Source organism: Phenylobacterium sp. GW821-FHT12F10 (assembly GCF_058806695.1).
In genome coordinates, this window is sequence record NZ_JBXAPY010000001.1 from 1,668,552 (window position 1) to 1,691,957 (window position 23,406).

The following is a 23,406-nucleotide window of genomic DNA, read 5'->3' on the forward strand; positions in this document are numbered from 1 at the left end:
GGCTCAGGCGCGCGCGGCGTCACGCAGTTCGGAAAGCGCCGTGAAGAGGGCGTCCGTGCGATCGAGGTTCACGGCTTCGACGTCGCGCGGCAGGCGCTGCAGCGTCTCCCACGCCGAGGCCCAGCGATCAAGGGCGCCATAGCCCTCATGGGCCTGGGCCAGGACCTGAGCGTGGACCCGCTCGGCCAGGCGCTCGAACAGCAGGTTGAACTGGTTCGCCCCCTCCCCGCCGCGGAACCTGTCGGCCAGGGACAGGGCGGCGGCCTCGTCGATCTTCGGCAGGTCGCGCAGCAGCTCCTTGGCCGCGTCGTCGATGGCCACGGCGCCGGCGTTGGCCAGCGCCCAGGCCCGGCCCGGCGCCCCGCCCGACATCCGCGCCAGGCGGATGGCGTCCTCGGCGTTGGCCTGGGTGTGGGCCTGGACGAAGGCGGCGGTCTCGGCCTCCGGCAGGCCGTGAAAGGCCAGCCTGCGGCAACGCGAGCGGATGGTGGGCAGCAGACGGCCCGGCGAATGGGAGACCAGCAGCAGCACCCCGCTGGGGGGCGGCTCCTCCAGGGTCTTGAGCACGGCGTTGGCGCTGTTGGCGTTCAGGTCGTCGGCGGCGTCGATGATCGCCACCCGGTGCGGGGCGCTGGCCGGCGACTTGGAGAAGAACTCCGACAGCTTGCGGGCCTCGTCCACCGGGATGACCTTGCGCGGCTTGCCGTCCTCGCCGACCCGCTCCAGCACCAGGATGTCGGGATGGGAGCGGGCCATCATCTGCCGGCTCACCGGATCGGCGGGATCGGCGCCGAGGATCCCGTAGTCGGGCGCCGGGGCCGCGCCCAGCAGGCGTCGGGCGGCGCGATAGGCGAAGGTGGCCTTGCCCACGCCCTCGGGCCCGGTCAGCAGCCAGGCATGGTGCAGACGGCCCCGCGCGCGGCTGGCCTCGAAGGCCTCTTCCGCCGCCGCGTGCCCCTGCAGGCGGAAGACGTCGCGCGGATGGGGGATCTCGTCAGCCATGGGGGCGCAACCGATCCGACACCGCCGTCCAGACATCGGCCTCCACCGCCTCGAGGCTTCCGGCGGCGTCCACCAGGACGCAGCGCTCCGGCTCGGCCGCGGCGATCTGCTGGAAGGCGGTGCGCAGGCGCTCGTGGAAGGCCAGGCCCTTGGACTCGAACCGCGTCTCGGCGTGGCCCGAGGCTGTGGCGTGGATCTCGGCCCGAGCCAGTCCGACCTCCACCGGCAGGTCGAAGACCAGGGTAAGGTCGGGTCGCACCGCGCCCAGCACGTAGGTCTCCAGGGCGGCGATCAGCGCCGGCGCCACGTCGCCAGCCCCGCCCTGATAGGCCCGCGTCGAATCGGCGAAGCGGTCGCAGACCACCCAGGCGCCGCGCTCGAGGGCCGGGGTGATGGTGCGCTCGATGTGGTCGCGGCGCGCACCGTACATCAGCAAGGTCTCGGTGATCGGGCTCCAGCGGTCGGCCGAACCGGTCAGGACCAGGGCGCGAATGGCCTCAGCGCCGGGGGAGCCCCCGGGTTCGCGCGTGCCGACGACCTCGATCCCGACTTCCTGCAGCCGCGCGACAAGGCGCCGGACCTGGGTGGATTTCCCCGCCCCTTCCCCGCCTTCGAACGTGATGAACCTGCCGCGCGCCACGGGCGCAACATGGCGGCTCCGCGCCGTTTGTCCAGAACCCTAGAAGGGGCGCAGCACCCGGGCCTCGGCGAAGCCGTAGGACGCGACCTTGTCGCGCAGGCCCCAGGCCTCGCCCTCGTCGGCTCCACCCTGCAGGACGACGCGATAGAGGGTCACTCCGTCGGCGCGTTGCAGGGGCTCGATGGTGGCCACTCCGGCGCCGGAAAGCTGGTTGGCGACCCGCTGGGCGTTGGCCGGATCGCTGAAGGCCCCGGCCTGCACCCGATAGGCGCTGGCCGCGGCGACCTTCGGCGCGCTGCTCAACACAGGCGCCGCCGACGAGACCGGCGGAATCTGGGTGGGGGCGATGGCCGCTCCGGTGATCGGAGGCAGGCTCGCCGAGGCCACCGCCACCGGAGTCGGCGGCGCATAGGCCGGCAACGGCGGGACGTAGGCCGGAAGGGCCGGCGGCGGCGTGGTGTTGCTGGCGTAGCGCATGCCGGCGTCCGGTCCGCCCAGGGTGGCGGGGCCGATATACCTCACCCGCACATTGGCCAGACCCTTGCGGTCATAACCGAGTTGGCGCGCCGCCTCGTGGCTCAGATCGATCACCCGGCCGCCGATAAAGGGGCCGCGATCATTGACCCGCACCTGAATCTTCTTGCCGTTGTCGAGATTGGTCACCTCGACGATCGACGGCAGCGGCAGGGTCGTGTGGGCCGCCGACACCGCGTGCATGTCGAAGATCTCGCCATTGGCGGTCGGCTTCATGTGGAAGTCATCGCCGTACCAGGAGGCCACCCCGGTGGCGTCGTACTGCGGATCCTCGTGGGGGACGTACCAGACGCCCGCCACCTGATAGGGCGACCCCACCTTGTATCGGCCCCCGGCCCCCGTAGGCGCCGTCCCGGGCGTGACGCCAGGCAGCTTGCTGGCCAGGCGTGGATGGGGCGTGGCGCAGGCCGCGAGCGCGGCGCTGGACATCAGGATGAGGACGAGATTGCGCCCGACGGCGCTGTGGCGATGGGCGAACATGGTCGCAAATCCTTCTTCCCGAGCGCCCCCCAGCGCACGGTTCTTGGCCGCAAACATGCGCGCCAAGGCTTTGAACTGCGGTTAAGGAAGATGGTTAATCCGTTAAGGTTGTGGATCGCGCCTCCTGGGGCCCGAGTCGCCCGCTGCGAGGTCTGCCGATGACGTTCTGGGAATGGCTGCTGAACCCCACGGGCCTGACGCCGCACGGCTTTTGCCTGAGCTGGGCGCCCGGTCTGGTGGCCCTGCACGCGGGCTCCGACGCGGCCATCGGCCTGGCCTACTTCTCCATCCCCCTGGCCATCGCCGCCTTCATCGGCCGCCGGCGAGACCTGGAATACGGCTGGGTGGCCTATCTCTTCGTCGCCTTCATCGTCGCCTGCGGCGCCACCCACCTGATGTCGATCCTCACCCTCTGGGTCCCGTCCTACGGGATCGAGGGTCTGATCAAGCTGGTGACCGCCCTGCTCTCCATCGCCACGGCCGCCATCCTCTGGCCCCTGCTCCCCAAGGCGATCGCCCTGCCCTCCGCCGGCCAGCTGGCCGAGCTGAACCTCCAGCTCGCCGCCACCGTGTCCCAGCAGGGCGAGACCGCCGCCCGTCTGCGGGAGAGCGAGGCCCAGGTGCGGGCGGCCAATCTCGAGCTGGAGCGCCGCGTCGCCGACCGGACCGCGCAACTGGAGGCGGCCAACCTGCAACTCACCGAGGCCCTGGCGAAGCGCTCCGTGGCGGAGCAGGCCCTGGCCCGCAACGAAGCCGAGTACAGGGCCAGTTTCGAGGCCGCCGCTGTGGGAAAGATCCAGACCGATCCGCTGAGCGGCCGCTTCATCCGGGTCAACCGCGCCTTCGCCCACATGCTGGGCTACGAGCCGGAGGACCTGATCGGCCAGGACGGCTGGCGGTTCACCTGGCCGGAGGACCTGGAGGACGGCAGGGCGGGCTACGCCCGCCTTTTGGCCGGCGAGATCGACACCTATCACCGGGAGAAGCGCTACCTGCGGCGGGATGGCCAGCCGATCTGGGGCCGGCTGTCGGGATCGATCGTCCGCGACCCCGAGACGGGCGACCCCCTGCTGTCGGTCGGCGTGGTCGAGGATATCGACGAGCGCCACAAGGCCCAGGCGGCGCTGGAGGCCGCCAAGCGGGACCTGGAGGCGATGGTGGAGACCCGCACCGCCGCCCTGGCCCAGCGCGACCTGCTGCTGCGCGAGGTCTATCACCGGGTGAAGAACAACCTGCAGGTCATCGACAGCCTGCTGATCATGCAGGCGCGCGAACTGGCCGATCGCGCCGCCCGCGACGCCGTGCTGGGCCTGCGCAGCCGGGTCTACGCCCTGGGCCTGGTGCATCACCAGCTGATGGGCTCGCCAAACCTCAGCACCTTCGACATCGCCCCCTTCCTGCAGGAGCTGTCGGCCAATGTGGTGGAGGGTGGCGCGGCCGGGGGAATCCAGCTCAAGGTCGAGGCCGCGCCCCTGGAGGTTGGCCTCGACTTCGCGATCCCGCTGGGGTTGCTGGTGACCGAACTGGTGACCAACGCCCTCAAGCACGCCTTCCCGGCAGAGGCCGGACGCATCGATGTCCTCCTGGAACGCAGCGAGGATGGGCAGGTCGTCCTTATCGTGGCCGACGACGGCCAGGGCTATCGCGTCGATGAGTCCGCCGCGCCGGCGGGCCTCGGCGCCCGCATAATCAAGGGCCTGGTGGCCCAGTTGGGAGGAACGATGACCGTGCAGGCCGAGAACGGAACGCGCTGCGAGATCCGCGCGCCAGCGCCGGTGGCGCCGTGAGCGACCTGAATGCGTGCGTTCTGATCGTGGAAGACGAGTTCCTGATCGCCGAGGGCCTGCGCCTGCAGGTCGAGGACATGGGCCTGACGGTCTGCGCCGTCGCCGCCACGGCGGACGACGCCGTCGCCCAGGCCCAGGACCACCGGCCCTACCTGGTGCTGATGGACATGCGCCTGCGGGGGCTGAAGGACGGGGTCGACGCCGCCCTGGCGATCAATGCGACGGTGGGCTCGAAGATGATCTTCGTCACCGGCTCGCGGGAGCCGGCGACCATGGAGCGGATCCAGATGGACCACCCCTCGGCGGTGCTGTTCAAGCCGGTCTCCGACCGCCAGCTGCAGGCGACCATCAACGGCGTCCTGGCTGGCTAGGATGGCGGACGGGGTGGGATTCGAACCCACGGTGGGCTCTCACCCACGGCGGTTTTCAAGACCGCTGCCTTAAACCACTCGGCCACCCGTCCTGGTCAGGACTAGTCCTTGGCGCGTTCCACGTAGGAGCCGTCCTCGGTGAGGATCACCACCCGGGTGCCCGGCGCGATATAGGGCGGGACCATGGTGCGCAGGCCGTTGGACAGCACGGCGGGCTTGTAGGAGGACGAGGCCGTCTGGCCCTTCACCGAAGGCTCGGTGTCGACGATCTCGAAGGTGGCCAGGCGCGGCAGGGACAGAGCGATCGGCACCTCGTTGTGGGTCGAGAGCTGGACGGTCATGCCTTCCTGCAGATAGGGGGCGGCGTCGCCAACGACATCCTCGGTGGCGGTCAGCTGGTCGTAGTTCTCGGGGTTCATGAAGTGGAACCCGTCGCCGTCCTGATAGAGGAAGGTGTGGTCGCGCTCGTCGACGAAGGCCTTCTCCACCTGCTCGGTCGTGCGGTAGCGCTCCGACACCTTCACCCCGTCGGAGATGCGGCGCATGTTGAGCTGGGTCACCGGGGTGCCCTTGCCGGGGTGGATGTTCTCGGCGCTGAGGACCACGTAGAGCTTGCCGTCCATATCGACGACGGAGCCCTTGCGGAGGGAGCTGGCGGCTACTTTCGGCAAGTCATTCGTCCTTTAGATCCGCGCCGGCCGCAGCGGGCGCGCTTGTGCTAGGTTCCTGCGCTCCTATAGCGATCCGGGCCAGGATCGCCAGCGTCTTGGAGCCGCGACCTTGACCAGCCCCCTGCCCTCGCCCTGGTGGCGGCCCGAGAACCATCAGGACCGGCGGCCCTTCCTGCTGGCCCGCAACGCCATCCAGCGGGCGATCCGCGGCTGGTTCGAGGGCCAGGGGTTCACCGAGGTGGAGGCCGCGGCCCTGGCGATTTCGCCCGGCAACGAGGCCCACCTGCACGCCTTCGCCACCGAGGCGATCACCACGGACGGCCAGCGGTCGCAGCTCTATCTGCACACCTCCCCGGAGTTCGCCTGCAAGAAGCTGCTGGCGGCGGGCGAGACGCAGATCTTTGATTTCGCGAAGGTTTGGCGCAACCGGGAGCGCGGGCCCCTGCACCATCCCGAGTTCACCATGCTGGAGTGGTACCGCGCCGAGGTGCCCTATGAGGCGCTGATGGCGGACTGCGGGGCCCTGCTGGCCCTGGCGGCGGAAGCGGTGGGGGCCGAGTCCCTGCGGTTCCGGGGCCATGCCTGCGACCCCTATGCGCAGGCCGAGCGGGTGACGGTCGCCGAGGCCTTCGAGCGGCACGCCGGGATCGACCTCTTCGTGTCGGTCTCCGTGGATGGAACAGTCGACCCGGTGGCGCTGGCGGGGCAGATGGCCGAGCGGGGGATCCGGACGGCGGCGGACGACACCTGGTCCGATATGGTGTCACGGGTTCTGGTGGAGAAGGTCGAGCCGCACCTCGGGATGGGCCGACCGACGATCCTCTACGAGTACCCGACGAAGGAGGCCGCCTTGGCCCGCCCGAAGCCGGGAGATCCCCGAGTTTCTGAACGATTTGAATTATATGCGTGCGGCGTCGAACTGGCCAACGCCTTCGGCGAACTGACCGACGTTGACCAGCAGTTTGACCGTCTGAGTGCCGAGATGGACGAGAAGCAGCGGGTCTATGGCGAGCGCTACCCCATCGACGAGGACTTCCTGGCGGCGCTCGCGGTGATGCCGGAGGCCAGCGGCGCGGCCCTGGGCTTCGACCGCCTGGTGATGCTGGCCACCGGCGCGGCCAGGATCGACCAGGTGATCTGGACGCCGGTGCCTTAGGACTGCATCGCGCAGACCTCGGCGGCCAGCTGCTGGAAGCCGGACGTGTAGTCGGTCCACGGGGCGGCCGGGCTCGGCTGGGCGGCGTTGATGAAGGCCCCGCCCTTGGCGTAGTTGCCGCCGCTGAGGAAGGCCGCCGTCCTGGCCTGGCAGTCGAAGGCCACCTGATGGGTCGACCAGGCCACCGGGGTCGGAACGCCGTTGAAGGGGGTCGGGGTGTCGTAGAGGGTCCCCACCGAGGTGGTCTTCACCGCCCCCTCCGTCCGGACATCGCCCGAGGTGAAGGACCAGGCGCCGAGGCTGTCACGGGCGACGCCCTCGTAATAGGGCGCCGGGGCGCTCCCCTGCAGGGCCAGGGCCAGGCCCGCGGCCAAGATCACCGGGCCCATCACTGGGCCGTCAGGCCCGGGGTTTCCATGACCCCGTTCGGGCCAGGCACACCGGTGACCGTGACCGACATGGTGCCGCTGCCGCCGCCGTTGTCCTGCACGTTGAAGACCACGATGTTGGGCTGTTTCAGGGTGATGAGCTTGACCCGGGTGAAGCCGCCGTCGGTCCCGTTGACCAGGGGCTTGGTGTAGGTGGTGTAGCCGTCGGCGTCGGGGGCCGGGATCTCCGAGGCCGGGCGGCAGCCGAAGAACCGGATGGGACCGGCGGTGGGGTCCACGGCCCAGGCGGCGTCCGCCAGGCACTTGGGATCCAGGATGATCCCCGCCCCGCCCATGGCCGAGGCGCTCGATCCGGTGGTCAGGGCGAGCAGGGTCGCCGCCAGCAGAAGCCGCTTCATTGTCGTCTCTCCAGAAGGTGCGGGCGGCGGCTCAGGAGGCCGGGGTCAGGCCCAGGGTGATGGTGTAGCGCATCTGCGCGGCGGTCGGATGGCAGCTGGCCACCGGGGCGTCCGGGGAGCAGACGCCCTTGGGGGTGCTGTAGTTGACGCTGACGGCGACGGCCTGGGCGGCCTTGCGATAGCCCATGGCCGTGCCAGTGGGGCCGTCGGCGGCGGCGTTGTTGTCCTGCGCCCAGCCGCGGCCCCGCATCATGGCGTCCAGCTTGGCCGCCACGGACTGGAAGCTGGTCCCGAACACCTTGCCGCTGCCGGTGAAGGTGATGGTGCAGCCCGGCGCGTCGGCCTGGCCCGGATAGGAGACCGGCCCCAGGGCGGCGGTGGAGGCGGACGAGAGCGCCGCCTCGGCCCCGGACTTGAGCGCCAGGCAGGCGGCCGGCACGGGCGGCGCGGCGTTGGCGGCCGCCAGCGGCGCGAGGGCGAGCAGGGGCGCGAGCCCCGCGCTACGAATATCCACCAGATGGCGCATGACCAACCTCCCGCGTTTGGAAAGGAGCGTCCGTCAGGCGCGGGGACCTGACAAGCGGCCGATAACCCGAATTGTGGAGCTTGGTGGCGACGCCTAGTCGTTGCGCCGCGGCTGCCACCAGACGCCGGAGTCGGCCGACATGGGCGCGTCCAGGGCGTAGCACATGAAGAGGGCGTGGCCGTCCAGGACGTTGCGGGCCTTCTGCTGCGCCTTCAGTTCGGCGACGCGGGCCTCGCAGGCCGGCCGCGTGGCGAAGGGCCCTTCGATCGGGCCGTAGTAGTGCTCGGACCGGTAGCCGTCCCGGCCATTGCCGCCGACGACATAGGTGCTGTCGACCACCACATACTGGCCCGGCCCGTTATAGACCCCGGCCGCCGCGGGGGCGGCGCCCAGGGTCAGGAGCCCCAGGCCCAGGGCGACGCGAAGGTACTGGCGCATGCAAACCTCCAGATCGGACGCGAGGCCGCGCCTCGCGAGGGAGAGGCTAAGCCCTTTCGCGAGGGGCCGCGAGGGCCGAGGCCCTAGTTGGGGGCGACGCAGATATAGTCGCCGTTGTTGCCCTTCTTGCAGGTGAAGGTGGGCTCCGTGGTGGCGATGGTGTCGATGACCTGGTGGTCATTGCCGTCGATGTGGGCGAGCTTCTGGTAGTGCCGGTGGGTGTTGAAACTCGACTTCAGGGCCGCCAGGTCCGAGGCCATGGCCGCCTTCGCGGCCGCCAGGTCCGACTTCACGGCCAGGATGTTCCCGGCGTTGGTGAAGCCGTTGACCGAGGTCGTCTTCAGGCCGCTGTTCAGGCCGGCGATGTCCTTGGCCTGGGCCGCGGTCTGGTTCTGCAGGGCCTGCACCTGCTGCTGCAGGGTCGCCACCTGGCCGCGCAGGATGTTGACCTGTTTGAGCAGCTCCATGGGATCGGCGGCGCTGGTCATCGGGCCGTTGGGCGCCTGGAGCTGCGGATTGGTCGCCGGCTGGGCCGGTGCGATGCGGATCGGCGCCATGGGACGCTGGGCCCAGGCGGCGGGCGCGGCGAGCGCGAGGGCGGCCAGGGAAACCCCCAGCAGACGGAGCGGCTTGGTCATCGGATGGTCCCCCAGGCGCGACCGGTCCATCCGGCGCCCCCGACGCTAGCACAGTCGAACGTCGGTCGACGAACGTACATCCGCGAGGCGAGCGGAGGCGGCGGAGCGGAGCGCGGGGACCCAGGGGCCCAGCCCCGTCACCCGGGTCCCCGATCGCCTATCGGCGTCCGGGATGACGGCGGTTGGCAGGCAGGGGGAGCGAGCCCCCTCATCCGACCCGGCTCCTCAGGGCCACCTTCTCCTCAGGAGCTCTCAGGGGTCCGACCGTCGGGTCGCCTGACGGGATGGGTCACTCCCGTTCGCAGCCGTACCGGCCGAGCAGGGCCATCAAGACGACGCGGGACGCCGACAAACCCGCCTCGGAGGTCGGCAACTCCTGCTCGAAGGCGTTCTTCAGATCCCCCCAGGTCGCGTCCGGCGGGCGGCAGTACTTGTCCGGAATGGTCTCGGTCAGGAAGTCGCTGACCGCGATGATGAAGGCGTAGCATTTCGAAAGATCCGGACCGTTGTCCTGGCAATACCCATCAAGCTGCCTGGCCGTCAGCAGGGCCTGGCTCTTGGCCTGGGCCTGGGGCGCGCAGACCAGCGACGCCGCGAGCGCAGCCGTCAGGGCGAGGCGTTTCGCCGGTTTGCCGAGATTGATCATCATAGGGTCCCTCACGGACAGGCGTACCAGGTCTGCAGGATCGTCCCGACCATCTCGGCGGCGGAAATCTCGGAATAGGCCGCCGAATAGTTCGCCATGAAGATGTTGCGCAGGTCCTCCGGCTTGACGGTCGAGGGCGCGCAATACTGATCCGACACCTCGGTCAGGGTGTCGTGGATCCCCATGATGTAGCCGTAGCACTGGCTGATGTCAGGGCCGCCGCTCAGGCAGGCGAGCCGCAGCTCACCCGCCTTGAGGTAGGGTCCCGCCTCGGCCGGGGCCGCGCAGGCCAGGGACGTGGCGATGGCGGCGCCCAGGCCGAGCCGCCTCACGAGATCGCCCAGGTGGATCATGCCGCCCTCCCCCACACACCTGCGCGGGAGTCGCGCCCTGTGACTGAGGTGGGTGTTTCATGGAAATGGGGCTGGTGGAACGAGCTTCAGCTTGGCGGACGCGCGGTACGCGCAGGGTGCACAAAGTTGGGCGCCAAGGCGCCAGAAGATGCGCCGCGCCCGAGGGGGCGAGGCCCTAAACCGGGCGCGTCATCCCGGCCGCAGCGAAGCGGGGAGCCGCGACCGCGAAGCAGCGGCGCGAAGCAGTCACCCAGGGGCGGCGCGCTGGGCCCCTGGGTCCCGGATCGGCCTTGCAGGCCGTCCGGGATGACGTGGTTTGTTCGCGCTCGGCCTACTTCGCATCCTCGACCTTCAGGCTCTCGCGCAGGGCGCGCTTGAGGAACTTGCCCGAGGCGTTCCTCGGGATGGCCTCGTCGAGGAACCAGACGTAGCGGGGGGCCTTGTGCTTGGCCATCAGGGCCATGCAGTGGGCGCGCAGCTCGTCGGCGGTGAGGCTATGGCCGGGGCGAAGCAGGACGGCGGCGCCGACCTCCTCCCCCAGGCGCTCGTCGGGGACGCCGAAGACGCAGACCTCGGCCACGGCCGGGTGGCGGTAGCAGGTGGCCTCCACCTCGGCGCAGTAGACGTTCTCGCCGCCGCGCAGGACCATGTCCTTCTTGCGGTCGACGATGAAGATGAAGCCGTCCTCGTCGATGCGGGCCACGTCGCCGGTGTGCAGCCAGCCGTTGGTGATGCTCTCGGCGGTGGCGTCGGGGCGGTTCAGGTAGCCCTTGATCACCGGCGCGCCCTTGACCCAGAGCTCGCCCACATGGCCCGGCGGCACGGTCTGGCCGTCGTCATCCACGCAGCGGGCCTCGAAGGTGGGCATGGCCGGACCGCAGCTGTCGGGCTTGTCGACGAAGAAGTCGGCGCTCACCGATGTGATGATGCCGCAGGTCTCGGTCATGCCGTAGCCGGTGTTGGGCCGGGCGGTGGCGACGGCGGCGTCGATCTTGGCCACCAGGTCGGGCTGCAGCTGGGCGCCGCCGCCGCCAAGCGACAGCAGGCTGGAGGTGTCGGTGGTGGCGAAGTCCTGGTGGGTGATCACCTCGCGGGCCATGGTGGGCACGCCGCTCATGGCGGTGATCTTCTCACGCGCGATCAGCTTCAGGGCCTCGCCCGGATCCCACTTGTACATCAGCACCATCTTGCCGCCCGCCGAGGTCAGCGCGTAGGCGGCGCAGTTGTTGGCGGTGACGTGGAACAGCGGGGTGACGATCAGGCCCGCGGGGACGCCCGGGACCGGGGCGGCGGCCGGGTCGATCCCGTTGGCCCGCATGGTGGCCAGGCCCTGGACCTGGCCGGAGAAGCCCATGTTCATCAGGTTGGCGACGCAGCCGCGATGGGTGAGCTGGGCCCCCTTGGGGAAGCCCGTGGTGCCCGAGGTGTAGAAGATGCAGGCGTCGGCGTCGCGGTCGATCTGGACGTCGGGCATGTCGCCGCCGCGGCGGGTGACTTCGCTGAACGGTAGGACGCCCTCGGGCGGATTGTCCATGCGGGTGACGATCAGACGGATACCCTCCGCCATGGCCGGGCGCTCGAGGATGCGGGCCAGGCGCTCCTCGTCGCAGAAGACGACCTTGGGGCTCGAATCCTTGAGCCCGTATTCCATCTCGTCGGTGACCCACCAGGCGTTCATGCCCACGCAGGCGACGCCGATGGAGACGCAGGCCCAGTAGATCAGCATCCATTCGGGATAGTTGCGCATGGCCACGGCCACCCGGTCGCCGGGGCGCACGCCCTCGGCCCAGAGCCAGGCGGCGATGGCGTTCACCTTCTCATGGGCCTGGGCGTAGGAGATGCGCTCGTCCTGGTAGACCAGGTAGTCGCGGTCGCCATAGGCGGCGGTGGCGAGCCAGACGGCGCGGATATTGGGCGGGGCGTGCTTGAAGCTGCGGATCGTATTGCCGCGCACCTCGATCTCTTCGATCTCGAAGGGGGCGCCCGGGGCCGTCAGCTCGGCCCAGGCCTGCTTCAGTTCCTTGTAGTGCATGTTCCGTCCCGACGTTTTTTGATTTTTGGCTGAAGCTCCATAGTGTCGGAATTCCGTAGGGTGCGCCAAGCGGGAAACGGGGGGAGCGCCAGATGAAGACCTATCGCGTCGGGGTGATCGGCCTGGGCCAACGGATCGCCCACGTGCTGGCGGCCATGAAGGAGGTCGGCTGGAACCTGGAGGTGGCCGGCCACGTCGATCCCGCCCCGGTGGGGGCGCCGATCCTGGCGGCGGCCGGGATCGACCCCGGGGTCAGCTACCCCTCCCCCGGCGCCCTGCTGCACGACGGACCCTATGACCTGGTGATGATCGGCACGCCGAACCACCTGCACATGCGCCACCTGGGCCTGGCCATGGCGGCCGGCTATCCGATCTTCGCCGAGAAGCCGATCGTGCGCACGGTGGAGGAGACCTATGCCCTGGCCCGCGCGCTGGCCGAGCCCGGCCGGCCGCCGCTGTTCATCGGCCTGGTGATGCGCTCCATGCCCATCGTGCGCGAGGTGATCAAGCGCGTGGATAGCGGGGCGCTGGGGGAGATCATCTCCATCGACGCCACCGAGCACCTGAACGTCGAGCACGGCGCTTATCTGGCGCGCAACTGGCGGCGCAAGCAGGAGTGGGGCGGATCCTACCTGCTGGACAAGGTCTGCCACGACTTCGATATCTTCGGGCGGATCGCCGGCGCGCGGCCCGCCAAGGTGGCGAGTTTCGGCGGGCGGCGGATCTTCACCTCGGCGCGGGCCGGGGCGCCGCGGACCTATGACGATGGAAGCCCGGCCTATGTGGCCACCAACCCCGGCTGGATGGGCGCCAACGACGCCTTCGAGAGCGACATGGACGTCACCGACCACCAGACCGCCATGGTGGAGTACGAGAACGGCGTGCGGCTGTCGTTCCACGCCAACAGCCACGTCAGCCTGCCCGAGCGGCGCTGGTACGTCGCCGGGACCGACGCGACGTTGATCGCCGACCTGGTGCGCAACAAGCTGATGTTCCGCCCGACGTTGAACCGCCAGAAGCCGGAGCGGATCGACTACGGCGGGGTGACCGCGGATTCGCACAATGGGGCCGACCAGGCGATGGCGCGGGACCTGCTGGCGACCCTGGAGCTGGGGACGCCGTTTCCGGTGACGCCCTATGACGCCATGGAGGCGGGGCTGACGGTGATGGCCATCGACCAGGCGATGGAGAGCGGGACCATGCTGGACTGCGGGGAGATGTGGGCGGGGTTGGATGCGGCGCGGGGGTGAGGTTGTCGGCAATCTGATGGGTGGCTCGGCGTCACCGCTTCAGAATTGGAACCACGAACCACACGAACCACACGAACGAGCATCCGCCCCTCCCCCGCTCACCCAGGTAAAGGCTGGGATGACTGGCGGGCTAAAGCCCCTGGGCTTCGTCGGGCTCGCAATCGACCTTTGGCGTCGAACCAAGTTCTCGAACTAGGAGAGCAAGGCTCTCGTAATCCGCTCCAAGATCCGTTCCCAAGGGCGTGGGAAGCGCAGGCCTCGCCCGGACGCCACGACAGCAGAAGCAGACCGCGATCTCGCCAATCATCATTCCCTTCGCGTCGTACATGCGGAAGAAATGGTGCGGGACAAAGCAGGCGGCCGTGAACAATTCCGGCGCCTGCGCATGGAGAGCGCCGCGCAGCCGCCCGATCTGGTCAGGGGACAGAGCGCGCACCTCGGTCAACTCGTCGTGCCCTGGTTCATAGCTCCGGACGAACAGTCTGGCCGAGGCGGTCTGCGGATAGATGGCGCCCACCGGGGCCTCGCAGGCCACGAGCGCGGTCGCGACCAGGAGCATGGCGAGGGTCCGCATGAGCGTCATTCCGAAGCCTCCGCGACGAAGGGCTCGTAGGGCCCGACGTCGGTCTCCGCGCTCATCTTTCGATAGATCTGCACCAGGTAGGTCATGCCCGTGGCGATCCCAAGATAGGTCGCCACAATCGGCGTGAAGCCCAGCACGAGCCAGGGCGATAGTTCCTTGGCCGGTGGCCAATAGGCGGTGGCGACCTCCACGACGACATTCACCACCAGGAAGGGCGCGACCGCCACGATGAGGCCCGGGACGTAACGGCGGCCTGGCCGGAACAGGCCCATCATCACCCCACTGGCCTGCCGGGGTTCGCCCGCCGCGATGGCGGGCAGCGACAGGGCCATGGGGCCGAAGATCATAAGGATCGCCAGATAACCGGCGAGCGAGGCCAGACCATCGAGCGCCTTCGGATCGGCCAGGTGCAGCCGCTCCACAAGGTAGGCTGTCGCCGGTGTGAGTTGCTTGCTGAAGGTCGCCACAACCATGGAGAGCACGAAGAACCGCCAGAGATAGGCCAGGCTGGGCCGGATCGGCGCAAAGGGCGACGCGGACTGGCCCAGCGCGAACCGAGCCCAGGCCAGGGCGACCATGGGGTAGGTGGCGGCCGTCAGAAGGATAGACGCGCCGAGCATAAGCAGAACGCTCGCGCGAGCAGCCTTGCCCGGATGACCCGTCAGAAGCCCGCTGCCGAAATAGAGGCTGGCCAGCACCGGAACGCTGCCCAAGAGCGCCCATGGAAGGATCACCCGCGTCAGGGCGATGGGATTGTCGCGGACGAAGCGAAGCGCCCGCAGCGCTTCGGCCGGGCCGGACTCCTTTGGATCGAGGGGCGTGGCGCCGCCGCGCTCCTGAAGGACCTGCAGGCCCTCTATCTGTTTGGCGGTGTTCGGCAGGGTGATCAGGACCGCTGCGCAGACCATGCAACCGACCGCGAGGCCGATGGACAGATCACTGCTGAGCCCCAACTCTGGCCGAGTTATCGGCACGGCGATCACCCCGAACGTGGTCACAATGAACGCCACGCCCGCCAACCGCATCCCGCGCGGATGGGCCTTGGCGAAGGCGCGGCTGCGAGGCTGAGCCAGCGCCACGCTAAGCAAGATCAGCAGGATGAGCCCCGCGATGATCCCGGGCGCCTGACCCTCGGGCGCGACGAACCACATCACGACGCAAACGAGGATCGTCACGATCCCCAACCGCAAGAACCCCTTCAAAGCCCCACTCCCCCGAGTTCGAGCACGAAGCATGGGGCGGTTCCTTACGGGTCACAACCCCTGGGTGATCTCCACGAGCGCCACCGACCGGTCGCCGAAGTGCGCCGGCAGGCGGGCCCCTGCCCCGCGCTTTACAGACGCCGCGCGGCGTATGACCCTCCCGGTCGGATCCATGGCCTGGGAGGGCGCGATGGCGACGGACATGACGCCGGAGGAGCTGGAGGCCGCCCTGAGGGGCGGGTCTTCCATCGACAGCTTCGAGCACCGCAGCGACGAGAACGACGACGACTATATCGTCGCCCAGCTCTACCGCACGCCGGAGGGCCGGCTGTTCCGCTATGTCGAGAGTTCGGGCATGGACTCGACGTTCTCCGGGGCCGGCGAGTTCGGCCAGTGGCTCGAGGCCTGGGAACAGGCGGGCTGGAACCGGTTCTAGGCGGCGATCTCCGCAAGCGCCGCCAGCAGGCTGTCGGTCTGGTCCGGCGTCCCCACGGTGATCCGCAGATGGTCGGCGATCCGCGGCGCGTCCCAGCGGCGCACCAGGATGGCGCGTTCGCGCAGGGCCGCGGCCAGGGCCGCGCCGCGGTGGTCGGGGTGGCGGGTGAAGACGAAGTTGGCGCTCGACGGGAGGGTCTGGAAGCCGAGGGCGGTGAGGCCCTCCACCAGCTTGGCGCGCGTGGCGATGATGGTGGCCAGGGTCGCCTGGAAGTAGGCCTCGTCCTGTACCGAGGCGATGGCGCCGGCCTGGGCGGGGCGGCTGAGCGGGTAGGAGTTGAAGCTGTCCTTCACCCGGGTCAGGGCGGCGATCAGGTCGGGATGGCCCAGGGCATATCCGACCCGCAGACCGGCCAGGGCCCGGCTCTTGGAGAAGGTGCGGACCACCAGCAGATTGTCGTGGCGGGCGATCAGGGGGACGGCGGTCTCGGCGCCGAAGTCCACATAGGCCTCGTCGATCACCACGGGGGCGTCCGGGTGTTCGGCCAGCAGGGTCTCGATGTCGGCCAGCGGCAGGGCCACGCCGGTGGGGGCGTTGGGGTTGGGCAGAATGATCGCCCCGGCCGGGCGGCGGTAGTCGGCGACGTCGATCTGGAAGGCCTCGTCCAGGGGCACGGTCTGGGCCTCGATGCCGAACAGACGACTGTAGACCGGATAGAAACTGTAGCTGATGTCCGGGAACAGCAGGGGCGCGTCGTGCTTCAGCAGGGCGGCGAAGGCGTGGGCCAGGACCTCGTCGGAGCCGTTGCCGACGAAGACGTTGGCGGACTCCAGGCCGTGATAGGCGGCCAGCGTCCGGCGCAGGGCCGTGGCCTCCGGGTCCGGATAGAGGCGCAGGCTATCGCGGGCCTCCGCGGCGACGGCGGCCAGGGCCTTGGGCGAGGGTCCAAGCGGACTCTCATTGGTGTTGAGCTTGATGAGGCCCGCGATTTGCGGCTGCTCGCCCGGGACATAGGGCGAAAGCGTGCGGGTCAGGTCGCTCCAGAGGCGGCTCATGGAATCTCGCGCTAGGATGGTGGGGCAAGCGGGAGGTCTGTGACATGGAAACCCGAATTCTGCACCTGTCGGCGGTGGAGATGATCCCCTGGCGCGATCGGGCGCGGGGCGACGCGATCAAGCCCCACTGGTTCGAGGGCCAGACTGAGGGGCGGCTGGCCAAGCCCCTGGGGATCACCCAGTTCGGGGTGAACCTGGTGACCCTGGCGCCCGGCGCCTATTCGGCCCTGCGCCACTGGCACGCCGCCGAGGATGAGTTCGTCCATGTGCTGAGCGGCGAACTGGTGCTGATCGACGAGACCGGCGAGCACCTGCTGACCGCCGGTTCGTCGGCGGGGTTTCCGGCCGGCGTCGCCAATGCGCACCACCTGGTGAACCGCTCGGCGGCGGCGGCCACATATCTGGCGGTGGGGTCGCGGCGGCCGGGCGAGGAGACGATCACCTATCCGGACGACGACTTCGGGCCGGTGCGGAAGTAGGTCTCGCGCCCTGTTCGTGAAGTTCGTGTGGTTCGTGGACGATCTGGTGGGCCTCGCGGCGTCGCGGCTTTGAAGGATTGGAACCACGAACCTCACGAACGTCACGAACGGCGGCTGCCCCTCACCCGCTCACCCCGGCGAAGGCTGGGGGCCAGGTCGTAGGTCACGGCCTGAGCCAGAAATCCTGAGTCCGGAGGTGAATCTGGGTCCCGGCCTTCGCCGGGATGAGCGGGTTTTTCTAGCCGCCCCCCAGCTTCCACCCCGCCGCCTTGACGAAGGCCTCGTAGAAGGCCGGCTCGTAGGCGGCCTCCGGGTCCCTGCGGACCCATTCGTCCAGCAGGTGGGCGTCGTCGCCCACCAGGATGCGCCAGCGCTGCGCCTTCACGCCGTCGAGGATCACCGTGGCGGCGGCGGCGGCGGTCATGGGGGCGTCCTCCAGGAAGCGGCGGGCGGCCTCGGCGACCATGGCCTGGATAGCGGCGTCGGGAACCTGGGCGGCGTCCACCCCGGCGGCGGCCATGCGGGCGCGGGCCACTTCGATCTCCTCGGGGCTCAGGGCGTCGGCCTCGGTCCCGACCTGGACCTTGCGGGAATTGGCGACGATGGAGGTGCCGATGTGGCCGGGCATGACCACGCTGGCCTTCACGTGGGGGGCGGTGAGCCGCAGGTCGGTGATCAGGGCCTCGGTGAAGCCCTTCACCGCGAACTTCGCCGCCGCGTAGGAGGTGTGGGAGGTGTTGGGGCCGATGCTGGCCCAGAAGCCGTTGACGCTGGAGGTGTTGACGATGTGGGCCTCGGGCGCGGCGATCAACATGTCCAGGAAGGTGCGCACCCCCAGATAGACCCCGCCCCAGCAGACATTGAAGGTCCGCTCCCAGGCCGCCCGGCTGTCGGTGACCATGCTGCCGCCGCCGCCGATTCCGGCGTTGTTGAACAGCAGGTGGATGTGGTCGGTCTGGTGCTGATCCTTGATCTCGTCCCGGAACCGCTGGAGCTGCGACTCGTCGGAGACGTCGGCCAGGTGGGCGGTGATCCGCACGCCCTGGGGGATGCGGTCGGCCGTCGCGAGCGCGATGGTCTCCTTCATGTTGGCCGCCGAGACGTCGCACATGGCGACATGGCAGCCCTGGGCCACCAGCTGGCGGGCCAGTTCGCGGCCCATGCCGGTGCCGCCGCCGGTGACGACGGCGATCTTGCCGGTGAAGTCCTGCATCGCGTTCTCCCTCGAGGCGCTGTTCGCGCGCCCTTGACGGGAGATTGAACCCCGGCGGGCGCGGGCGGAAGCGTGACCTTGCGTCAGTGGCGCGTGGTTAAGCGGTATTCACCGCGTTTTTTGGCCGGGAATTCATGCGGGGACGGCAGGTTCAGTCCGAACAGGAATGGACGCCATCCCTTTGGATCAGGTCAGCAAAATCGCCAATGCGGGCGGAATCTCCGCCAGGGTGATCCTCGACGCCTTCGACCGCTGGCTCAGCCATCGGGTCGCCGAGGCGCGTGGGGCCGGCATGGACCTGGCCTTCCACGACCGCGAGTTCGACATCGCCCCGGGCCGCGACCCCGCCCTGGTGGGCTGGAGCCATGTCCTGCTGGCTCCGGGCGCCAAGCCGCCGCCGGGCCAGGACTGGACCGTCTACCGCCTTCAGGAGCAGGGCCTGACCCACAGCGCCGGCGTGGGGGTGCTGAACCAGGACGCCCTGCGCACGGCCCTGGAGGCCCTGGGCTACGGCGCCTATCTGGGCGCGCCCCCCAACAGCGCCGCCGCGGGCGCCTGACGCCGCCATTTGCCGTCGGGGCGCGGGGGCATCAGGATGGGGCAAAGCCCTCCTGATTCAGAAAGTCCGCCGCCCGTGAAACGCGCGCTCTTCGCCGCCGCCGCCCTGCTGCTCAGCAGCGGCGGCGCGCTCGCCCAGTCCGCCGGCCCGCAGCCGGTTCCCCTCCCCGCCCCCATCCCCGCGCCGCAGGACAGGCCCTATCCGGGCCTGATCACCCTGTCGGTGGACGCCACCGACCTGGACCGCCGGATCTTCCGGGTGAAGGAGACCATCCCCGTGGCCCAGCCGGGGCCCATGACCCTGCTCTATCCGAGCTGGATCCCCGGCAACCACGCCCCGCGCGGTCCCATCGACAAGCTGGCGGGGCTGGTGATCACCGGGAACGACAAGCCCCTGGAGTGGACCCGCGACCCCGTCGACGTCTCCGCCTTCCACATCGACGTGCCGCCCGACGTGAAGTTCGTGGAGCTGAACTTCCAGTACGTCTCCCCCACCGATCCCGACCAGGGCCGGGTGGTGGTCACCCCGGAGATGATGAACGTCCAGTGGTTCGCCCTGGCCCTCTATCCCGCCGGCTATTTCACCCGACAGATCCAGATCCAGCCCCATATCCGCCTGCCCGACGGCTGGTCCTTCGCCACGGCCCTGGAGGACCGTGACAGCGTCCGGGAGATGGTCCGATTCAAGCCTGTCAGCTTCGAGACTCTGATGGATTCCCCCATGTTCGCGGGGCGTTACGTCAAGAAGCTCGACCTCGATCCCGGCGGCCGCTCGCGGGTGACCCTGAACGTGGTGGCCGACGATCCGAGCCTGCTTGAGATCAAGCCGGCCCAGCTGGCGGCGCACAGGGCCATGGTGGCCCAGGCCGACAAGCTCTATGGCGCGCGTCACTACGACCACTACGACTTCCTGTTCGCCCTATCCGACCGCATGGGCGGCATCGGGGTGGAGCATCAGCGCTCCAGCGAGAACGGCACGGTCCCGCGCTACTTCCTCGACTGGGACAAGCTGCCGGCGACCCGGGACCTGCTGCCCCACGAATATACCCACAGCTGGAACGGCAAGTACCGCCGCCCCGCCGACCTGTGGACCGCCAACTTCAACACCCCGATGCGCAACAGCCTGCTCTGGGTCTATGAGGGCCAGACTCAGTACTGGGGCTATGTCCTGGCCGCGCGCTCGGGCCTGCTCACCAAGCAGGAGGCGCTGGACGCCATCGCCGCGACCGCGGCGGCCTATGACAACCGGGTGGGCCGCTCCTGGCGGGCGATGGAGGACACCACCAACGACCCGATCATCTCCGCCCGCCGGCCGCAGGCCTGGACCAGCTGGCAGCGCAGCGAGGACTACTATTCCGAGGGCCAGCTCATCTGGCTGGACGCCGACACCCTGATCCGCGAGCAATCCAAGGGAAAGAAGTCCCTGGACGATTTCGCCAAGGCCTTCTTCGGGGTCAATGACGGCGACTGGGGCCAGCTCACCTACGACTTCGACGAGGTGGTGAAGACCCTCAACGCGGTTCAACCCCACGACTGGGCGGGGTTCCTGAAGACCCGGCTGGAGGGCCACGGCCCCGGCGCGCCCCTGGATGGGGTGACCCGCGGCGGCTACCGCCTGGTCTATGCCGAGACCCCCACCGACTACGCCAAGAGCAACGAGACCCGGCGGAAGATCACCGACCTGACCTATTCCCTGGGCATGACGCTCGGCAAGGACGGAGAGCTGACGGCGGTGCAGTGGGAGGGACCGGCCTTCAAGGCAGGCCTGGCCGACGGCATGAAGCTGATCGCGGTGAACGGCCTGGCCTATGACGCCGACCGGCTGAAGGACGCGGTCACCGCCGCCAAGGGGGTCAAGGAGCCGCTGGAGCTGCTGGTGAAGTCCGGCGAGCGCTACCGCACCGTCAAGATCGACTACCACGGCGGCCTGCGCTACCCGCGCTTCGAGCGGGTGGCGGGGACCCCGGCCCGGCTGGACGACATCCTGGCGCCGCGGAAATAGCGGTGGGCGGCGACCTGCGCCTGCTGGAAGCCAACCTGGCCACGGCGTTCGTCATCTCGGAAACCGGGCGGATCGTCTCGGAGAACGAGCCTGGCCTGCCGCCCGGACCGCGCCTCCATCTGGCGGGTTGCCGGGACGGGACGCGAGTCCGCCTGCGTCATGACCTGGACGGCGAGACCGTGCGGATCATCGAGGCGCTGGTGGCGCGCGAGGCCCCCTGGGTCGATCCGGAGGCGGACCCGGCCTGTCTGCCGGACCTGCTGGCCCGGCTTGCGCCGGTGGAGAGCGTCAGCCGGTCCATCCTCTACCGCCTGCCCCACGGCCTTCCGGGGACGGGGGCCAGGATCCTGCGCGGCGACACCGCCCAGGGCCAGGCCTGGCTGGCGCGCCTGGCGGAGGTCGGCATGCCGCAGCACTTGCTGGACGCCGGTTTTCTCGGCGCCGGCGACTTCTGGGAGCCCTGGTGCGTGGCCCTTGAGGGGGAGACGGTCGCAGCCATGGCGTTCGCCGCGCGGATCGGGCCGCGAGGCGCCGAGATCGGGGTCTACACCTTCCCGGGTTTCCGCGGCCGGGGGCTGGCGGCGGCGGTGACGGCGGCCTGGTCGAGCCTGGCCGAACTGGCGGACCGGCCGCTGTTCTACAGCACCTCGGTGACCAACCTTTCGTCCCAGAGGGTGGCGGCGCGGCTGGGGTTGCCAGTGTTCGGGGCGGCGATGCGGGTGACGTAGTCGTCCGGTGTCATCCAATTCTCCGGTGTCATCCCGGCCGCAGCGAAGCGTTGTCCGGGACCCAAACTCGCGGGACGAGCAGGATAGATCGGTGAGTATGGGTCCCGCACTTCCGCGCCTGCGGCGCTCCATGCGGGATGACACCTTGGATGAAGCGGCGCCGCGTGAGGTCGCGCCTCTCAGACGCTGAACCGCACGAACAGCGGATGCCCGGCGCGGGGCGCGACGTTGGGGGCGGCCCAGTCCTTGCCGCCGACGCGGGCGACGAAGGGGGCGCCGGAGGCCTGGTTGGCCGCCACGCCGGTGGGACAGGCGAAGCGCAGCTCCAGGGGCGGTCCGTCCGCGCGGTCGTAGGTGACGATCCCCTCCGAGCCGCGGGCGCCGGCGTTGTCCTGGATCCAGAAGCGGGTGACGTGGCCCCTGGGGATGATGGCGGGCGGCGCCACCACGTAGCGGCCGTGCGCCTCGACGGTGGCGCGGCGGACCAGGTCGGCGGTCCCGCGGGTGTTGTCCACGGTGACATAGGTCGAATAGTCGAGGGTCGGGCCGTAGACGATGCTGTCCTGGGGGGCGGCGTGGTCCTCGATGACATAGGCGCCCGAGGCCTGGGCGGTCACCTGGCGCAGGCGGGCGGTGAGGCTGAGCGTGTCCACCTCGATGAAGGTGGGATGCTTGCTCCCGATGTCGGCGCGGCTGGGGCAGTCGAAGCCGGTGTTCACATAGTTGATGAAGCCGTCCCTCAACCCCGAACGGGGTTCGTGGGTGTGGCCGAACACCACCAGGTCGGCGCCGGTCTGCAGGGCCAGACGCTGGGCGAACCAGGGCAGGTAGTGGCCATCGATGTCGGCGGCGGCGGCCTTGGCCGCGGAGATGTCGCCCCCCACCGCACCCGCCCACCGGCCCCACAGGCCCTGATAGACGCGCTTCACCTCCCCCAGGTTGGTGGTGCGGCCGTCCGGCAGCAGGATGGGCTCAGCCTCGGTGATGCCGGTGACCTTCACCGCGTAGTTCACCGCCGACTCGATCAGCGAGCCGTTGATGGAGCCGGCCAACTTGGAGAGCTCGATGCCGTTGGGGGCGCCCTGGTCGGGCAGGTCGGCGACGCTGCGGCCCGGCGGCAGGTCGCGGTCCAGCATGAAGGCTACCGACCGGGTGACGAAGTGGCCAAGCGGAACGGGGGCCAGCGGGGTGGCCAGGTCCGGGGCGTTGAACATGGTCCAGCGGTGGCCGTGGGAACAGGCCAGGCGGCGGTCGGGCGCCAACGGGAAATAGACCTCCTCGTCGCGGAGCTGGATGCGCCATCCCTCGCGGCTGGCGACAATGTCCAGATCGCGTTGAGTGATCCCCATGTCGTGGTTGCCCGGCACATAGGTCACCCGGCCCTTCAGGGCCGACAGCGCCTGGGCGAGCTTGCCGCCCGGGCCGAAGATGGCCGGATTGGCGGCGGCGATCTCGCGGAAGCCCGGCGGCCGGCGCCGGGGGGCGTAGGTCCAGAAGTCCACGAAATCGCCCAGGATGATCAGCTCGCGGATCTCCCCCGCGCCGGCGATCACATAGTCCAGCAGGGCGGCGAGATAGGGCTCGTGGAAGTCGCGCTGGTACCAGACGGTGGGGGAATTGTCCCCGATATGGACGTCGCTGAGGAAGACGATCTTGGTGCGGCCGGGCCCGATCGGCGGCAGGGCGGCGGAGGCCTGGCTCGCGAGCGCGCTGGCCGCGGCGCCGGCGACGACCGCGCGACGGTTGATGCGAGGCATTGGCGCGCCCTCCCCCGTGTCCGGCGGCGATTACAGCATGGCCAAGCTGGAGCGTGAACCTGGCGATAAGTGGGGGGGAATT

26 protein-coding genes and 1 tRNA gene are annotated in these 23,406 nt (G+C 69.6%); 9 read left to right on the forward strand and 18 right to left on the reverse strand.

All coding sequences use genetic code 11. The features are described from left to right. Nucleotides 1-3: 3 nt before the first annotated feature. From AC1RN5_RS08360 to AC1RN5_RS08370, 3 genes are read right to left on the reverse strand one after another with little or no spacing between them, the layout of a single operon-like run. On the reverse strand, nt 4-1,002 hold the full coding sequence (locus AC1RN5_RS08360) for a DNA polymerase III subunit delta' (protein WP_493040741.1): 999 nt from the start codon (nt 1,000-1,002) through the stop codon (nt 4-6). Then, nucleotides 995-1,642 (reverse strand): dTMP kinase, encoded by a 648-nt coding sequence (tmk, locus tag AC1RN5_RS08365; RefSeq protein WP_493040742.1) that lies wholly within the window; start codon nt 1,640-1,642, stop codon nt 995-997. Before tmk ends, AC1RN5_RS08360 begins: the two co-directional genes overlap by 8 nt. A 39-nt stretch (nt 1,643-1,681) precedes the next feature. After that, nucleotides 1,682-2,656, reverse strand: a complete 975-nt coding sequence (locus AC1RN5_RS08370; protein ID WP_493040743.1) for a septal ring lytic transglycosylase RlpA family protein — start codon at nt 2,654-2,656, stop codon at nt 1,682-1,684. Nucleotides 2,657-2,814: 158 nt separating this feature from the next. On the opposite strand from AC1RN5_RS08370, the gene AC1RN5_RS08375 reads away from it, so the two are divergent. Together AC1RN5_RS08375 and AC1RN5_RS08380 are read left to right on the forward strand one after the other, a co-directional pair. Next, nucleotides 2,815-4,443 carry a sensor histidine kinase gene (locus tag AC1RN5_RS08375; RefSeq protein ID WP_493040744.1) on the forward strand — a complete coding sequence of 543 codons (1,629 nt, stop codon included), beginning with the start codon at nt 2,815-2,817 and terminating at the stop codon, nt 4,441-4,443. Continuing rightward, complete coding sequence (locus tag AC1RN5_RS08380; protein WP_493040745.1) at nt 4,440-4,814, forward strand: response regulator; 375 nt, start codon at nt 4,440-4,442, stop codon at nt 4,812-4,814. The genes AC1RN5_RS08375 and AC1RN5_RS08380 overlap by 4 nt, the downstream gene beginning before the upstream one ends. A 2-nt stretch (nt 4,815-4,816) precedes the next feature. Here the strand turns inward: AC1RN5_RS08380 and AC1RN5_RS08385 are convergent. Continuing rightward, nucleotides 4,817-4,906 (reverse strand) — tRNA-Ser (locus AC1RN5_RS08385). A 9-nt stretch (nt 4,907-4,915) separates the two neighbouring features. Further along, nucleotides 4,916-5,485 (reverse strand): elongation factor P, encoded by a 570-nt coding sequence (gene efp / locus AC1RN5_RS08390; protein ID WP_421931422.1) that lies wholly within the window; start codon nt 5,483-5,485, stop codon nt 4,916-4,918. Nucleotides 5,486-5,594: 109 nt separating this feature from the next. On the opposite strand from efp, the gene epmA reads away from it, so the two are divergent. Continuing rightward, the gene (gene epmA, locus AC1RN5_RS08395) at nt 5,595-6,641 is read left to right on the forward strand and encodes an EF-P lysine aminoacylase EpmA (RefSeq protein ID WP_493040746.1); all 1,047 of its coding nucleotides are present in this window, start codon (nt 5,595-5,597) and stop codon (nt 6,639-6,641) included. Here epmA and AC1RN5_RS08400 read toward each other — a convergent pair. The 8 genes from AC1RN5_RS08400 to AC1RN5_RS08435 all read right to left on the reverse strand — a co-directional run bounded on the left by AC1RN5_RS08400 (nt 6,638) and on the right by AC1RN5_RS08435 (nt 12,061). Continuing rightward, nucleotides 6,638-7,030, reverse strand: a complete 393-nt coding sequence (locus AC1RN5_RS08400) for a hypothetical protein (protein ID WP_493040747.1) — start codon at nt 7,028-7,030, stop codon at nt 6,638-6,640. The genes epmA and AC1RN5_RS08400 overlap by 4 nt on opposite strands. Beyond that, a complete protein-coding gene (locus AC1RN5_RS08405; protein ID WP_493040748.1) occupies nt 7,030-7,428 on the reverse strand; it encodes a hypothetical protein in 399 nt (132 codons plus the stop codon). Before AC1RN5_RS08405 ends, AC1RN5_RS08400 begins: the two co-directional genes overlap by 1 nt. A 31-nt stretch (nt 7,429-7,459) precedes the next feature. Beyond that, nucleotides 7,460-7,954 (reverse strand): hypothetical protein, encoded by a 495-nt coding sequence (locus AC1RN5_RS08410; protein WP_493040749.1) that lies wholly within the window; start codon nt 7,952-7,954, stop codon nt 7,460-7,462. A gap of 93 nt (nt 7,955-8,047) precedes the next feature. Next, nucleotides 8,048-8,392, reverse strand: a complete 345-nt coding sequence (locus AC1RN5_RS08415) for a hypothetical protein (RefSeq protein ID WP_493040750.1) — start codon at nt 8,390-8,392, stop codon at nt 8,048-8,050. Nucleotides 8,393-8,475: 83 nt separating this feature from the next. Then, nucleotides 8,476-9,030, reverse strand: coding sequence for a hypothetical protein (locus AC1RN5_RS08420; protein ID WP_493040751.1), 555 nt, complete (start codon nt 9,028-9,030; stop codon nt 8,476-8,478). Between the two features lie 289 nt (nt 9,031-9,319). Further along, the gene (locus AC1RN5_RS08425) at nt 9,320-9,676 is read right to left on the reverse strand and encodes a Rap1a/Tai family immunity protein (RefSeq protein ID WP_493040752.1); all 357 of its coding nucleotides are present in this window, start codon (nt 9,674-9,676) and stop codon (nt 9,320-9,322) included. An 11-nt stretch (nt 9,677-9,687) separates the two neighbouring features. Continuing rightward, complete coding sequence (locus AC1RN5_RS08430; RefSeq protein ID WP_493040753.1) at nt 9,688-10,029, reverse strand: Rap1a/Tai family immunity protein; 342 nt, start codon at nt 10,027-10,029, stop codon at nt 9,688-9,690. Nucleotides 10,030-10,360: 331 nt separating this feature from the next. Next, nucleotides 10,361-12,061 (reverse strand): class I adenylate-forming enzyme family protein, encoded by a 1,701-nt coding sequence (locus AC1RN5_RS08435; RefSeq protein ID WP_493040754.1) that lies wholly within the window; start codon nt 12,059-12,061, stop codon nt 10,361-10,363. Nucleotides 12,062-12,153: 92 nt separating this feature from the next. Between AC1RN5_RS08435 and AC1RN5_RS08440 the strand changes: the two genes are divergently transcribed. After that, nucleotides 12,154-13,311 carry a Gfo/Idh/MocA family protein gene (locus AC1RN5_RS08440; protein ID WP_493040755.1) on the forward strand — a complete coding sequence of 386 codons (1,158 nt, stop codon included), beginning with the start codon at nt 12,154-12,156 and terminating at the stop codon, nt 13,309-13,311. A gap of 130 nt (nt 13,312-13,441) precedes the next feature. Here the strand turns inward: AC1RN5_RS08440 and AC1RN5_RS08445 are convergent, their stop codons facing one another. Further along, entirely contained in the window at nt 13,442-13,870 is a 429-nt protein-coding gene (locus AC1RN5_RS08445) for a hypothetical protein (protein ID WP_493040756.1), read from the reverse strand. Between the two features lie 20 nt (nt 13,871-13,890). Continuing rightward, nucleotides 13,891-15,084, reverse strand: a complete 1,194-nt coding sequence (locus AC1RN5_RS08450) for a hypothetical protein (protein WP_493040757.1) — start codon at nt 15,082-15,084, stop codon at nt 13,891-13,893. Between the two features lie 202 nt (nt 15,085-15,286). Between AC1RN5_RS08450 and AC1RN5_RS08455 the strand changes: the two genes are divergently transcribed. Next, entirely contained in the window at nt 15,287-15,532 is a 246-nt protein-coding gene (locus AC1RN5_RS08455; protein WP_493040758.1) for a hypothetical protein, read from the forward strand. Here AC1RN5_RS08455 and hisC read toward each other — a convergent pair. Continuing rightward, the gene (gene hisC / locus AC1RN5_RS08460) at nt 15,529-16,587 is read right to left on the reverse strand and encodes a histidinol-phosphate transaminase (protein ID WP_493040759.1); all 1,059 of its coding nucleotides are present in this window, start codon (nt 16,585-16,587) and stop codon (nt 15,529-15,531) included. The two genes, AC1RN5_RS08455 and hisC, sit on opposite strands and share 4 nt — an antisense overlap. 44 nt (nt 16,588-16,631) lie before the next feature. On the opposite strand from hisC, the gene AC1RN5_RS08465 reads away from it, so the two are divergent. Further along, nucleotides 16,632-17,066 carry a cupin domain-containing protein gene (locus tag AC1RN5_RS08465; protein WP_493040760.1) on the forward strand — a complete coding sequence of 145 codons (435 nt, stop codon included), beginning with the start codon at nt 16,632-16,634 and terminating at the stop codon, nt 17,064-17,066. 238 nt (nt 17,067-17,304) lie between these two features. Here AC1RN5_RS08465 and AC1RN5_RS08470 read toward each other — a convergent pair whose 3' ends face one another. After that, nucleotides 17,305-18,279: an SDR family NAD(P)-dependent oxidoreductase gene (locus tag AC1RN5_RS08470; protein ID WP_493040761.1), complete on the reverse strand. Its 975-nt coding sequence runs from the start codon at nt 18,277-18,279 to the stop codon at nt 17,305-17,307. 181 nt (nt 18,280-18,460) lie between these two features. On the opposite strand from AC1RN5_RS08470, the gene AC1RN5_RS08475 reads away from it, so the two are divergent. From AC1RN5_RS08475 to AC1RN5_RS08485, 3 genes are read left to right on the forward strand one after another with little or no spacing between them, the layout of a single operon-like run. Beyond that, nucleotides 18,461-18,838, forward strand: a complete 378-nt coding sequence (locus AC1RN5_RS08475) for a hypothetical protein (protein WP_493040762.1) — start codon at nt 18,461-18,463, stop codon at nt 18,836-18,838. Between the two features lie 36 nt (nt 18,839-18,874). Beyond that, nucleotides 18,875-20,839: a M61 family metallopeptidase gene (locus tag AC1RN5_RS08480; RefSeq protein ID WP_493040763.1), complete on the forward strand. Its 1,965-nt coding sequence runs from the start codon at nt 18,875-18,877 to the stop codon at nt 20,837-20,839. Nucleotides 20,840-20,841: 2 nt separating this feature from the next. Beyond that, the gene (locus AC1RN5_RS08485) at nt 20,842-21,567 is read left to right on the forward strand and encodes a GNAT family N-acetyltransferase (RefSeq protein ID WP_493040764.1); all 726 of its coding nucleotides are present in this window, start codon (nt 20,842-20,844) and stop codon (nt 21,565-21,567) included. A 179-nt stretch (nt 21,568-21,746) separates the two neighbouring features. Here the strand turns inward: AC1RN5_RS08485 and AC1RN5_RS08490 are convergent, their stop codons facing one another. After that, on the reverse strand, nt 21,747-23,324 hold the full coding sequence (locus tag AC1RN5_RS08490) for a metallophosphoesterase (RefSeq protein ID WP_493040765.1): 1,578 nt from the start codon (nt 23,322-23,324) through the stop codon (nt 21,747-21,749). Nucleotides 23,325-23,406: the final 82 nt, after the last annotated feature.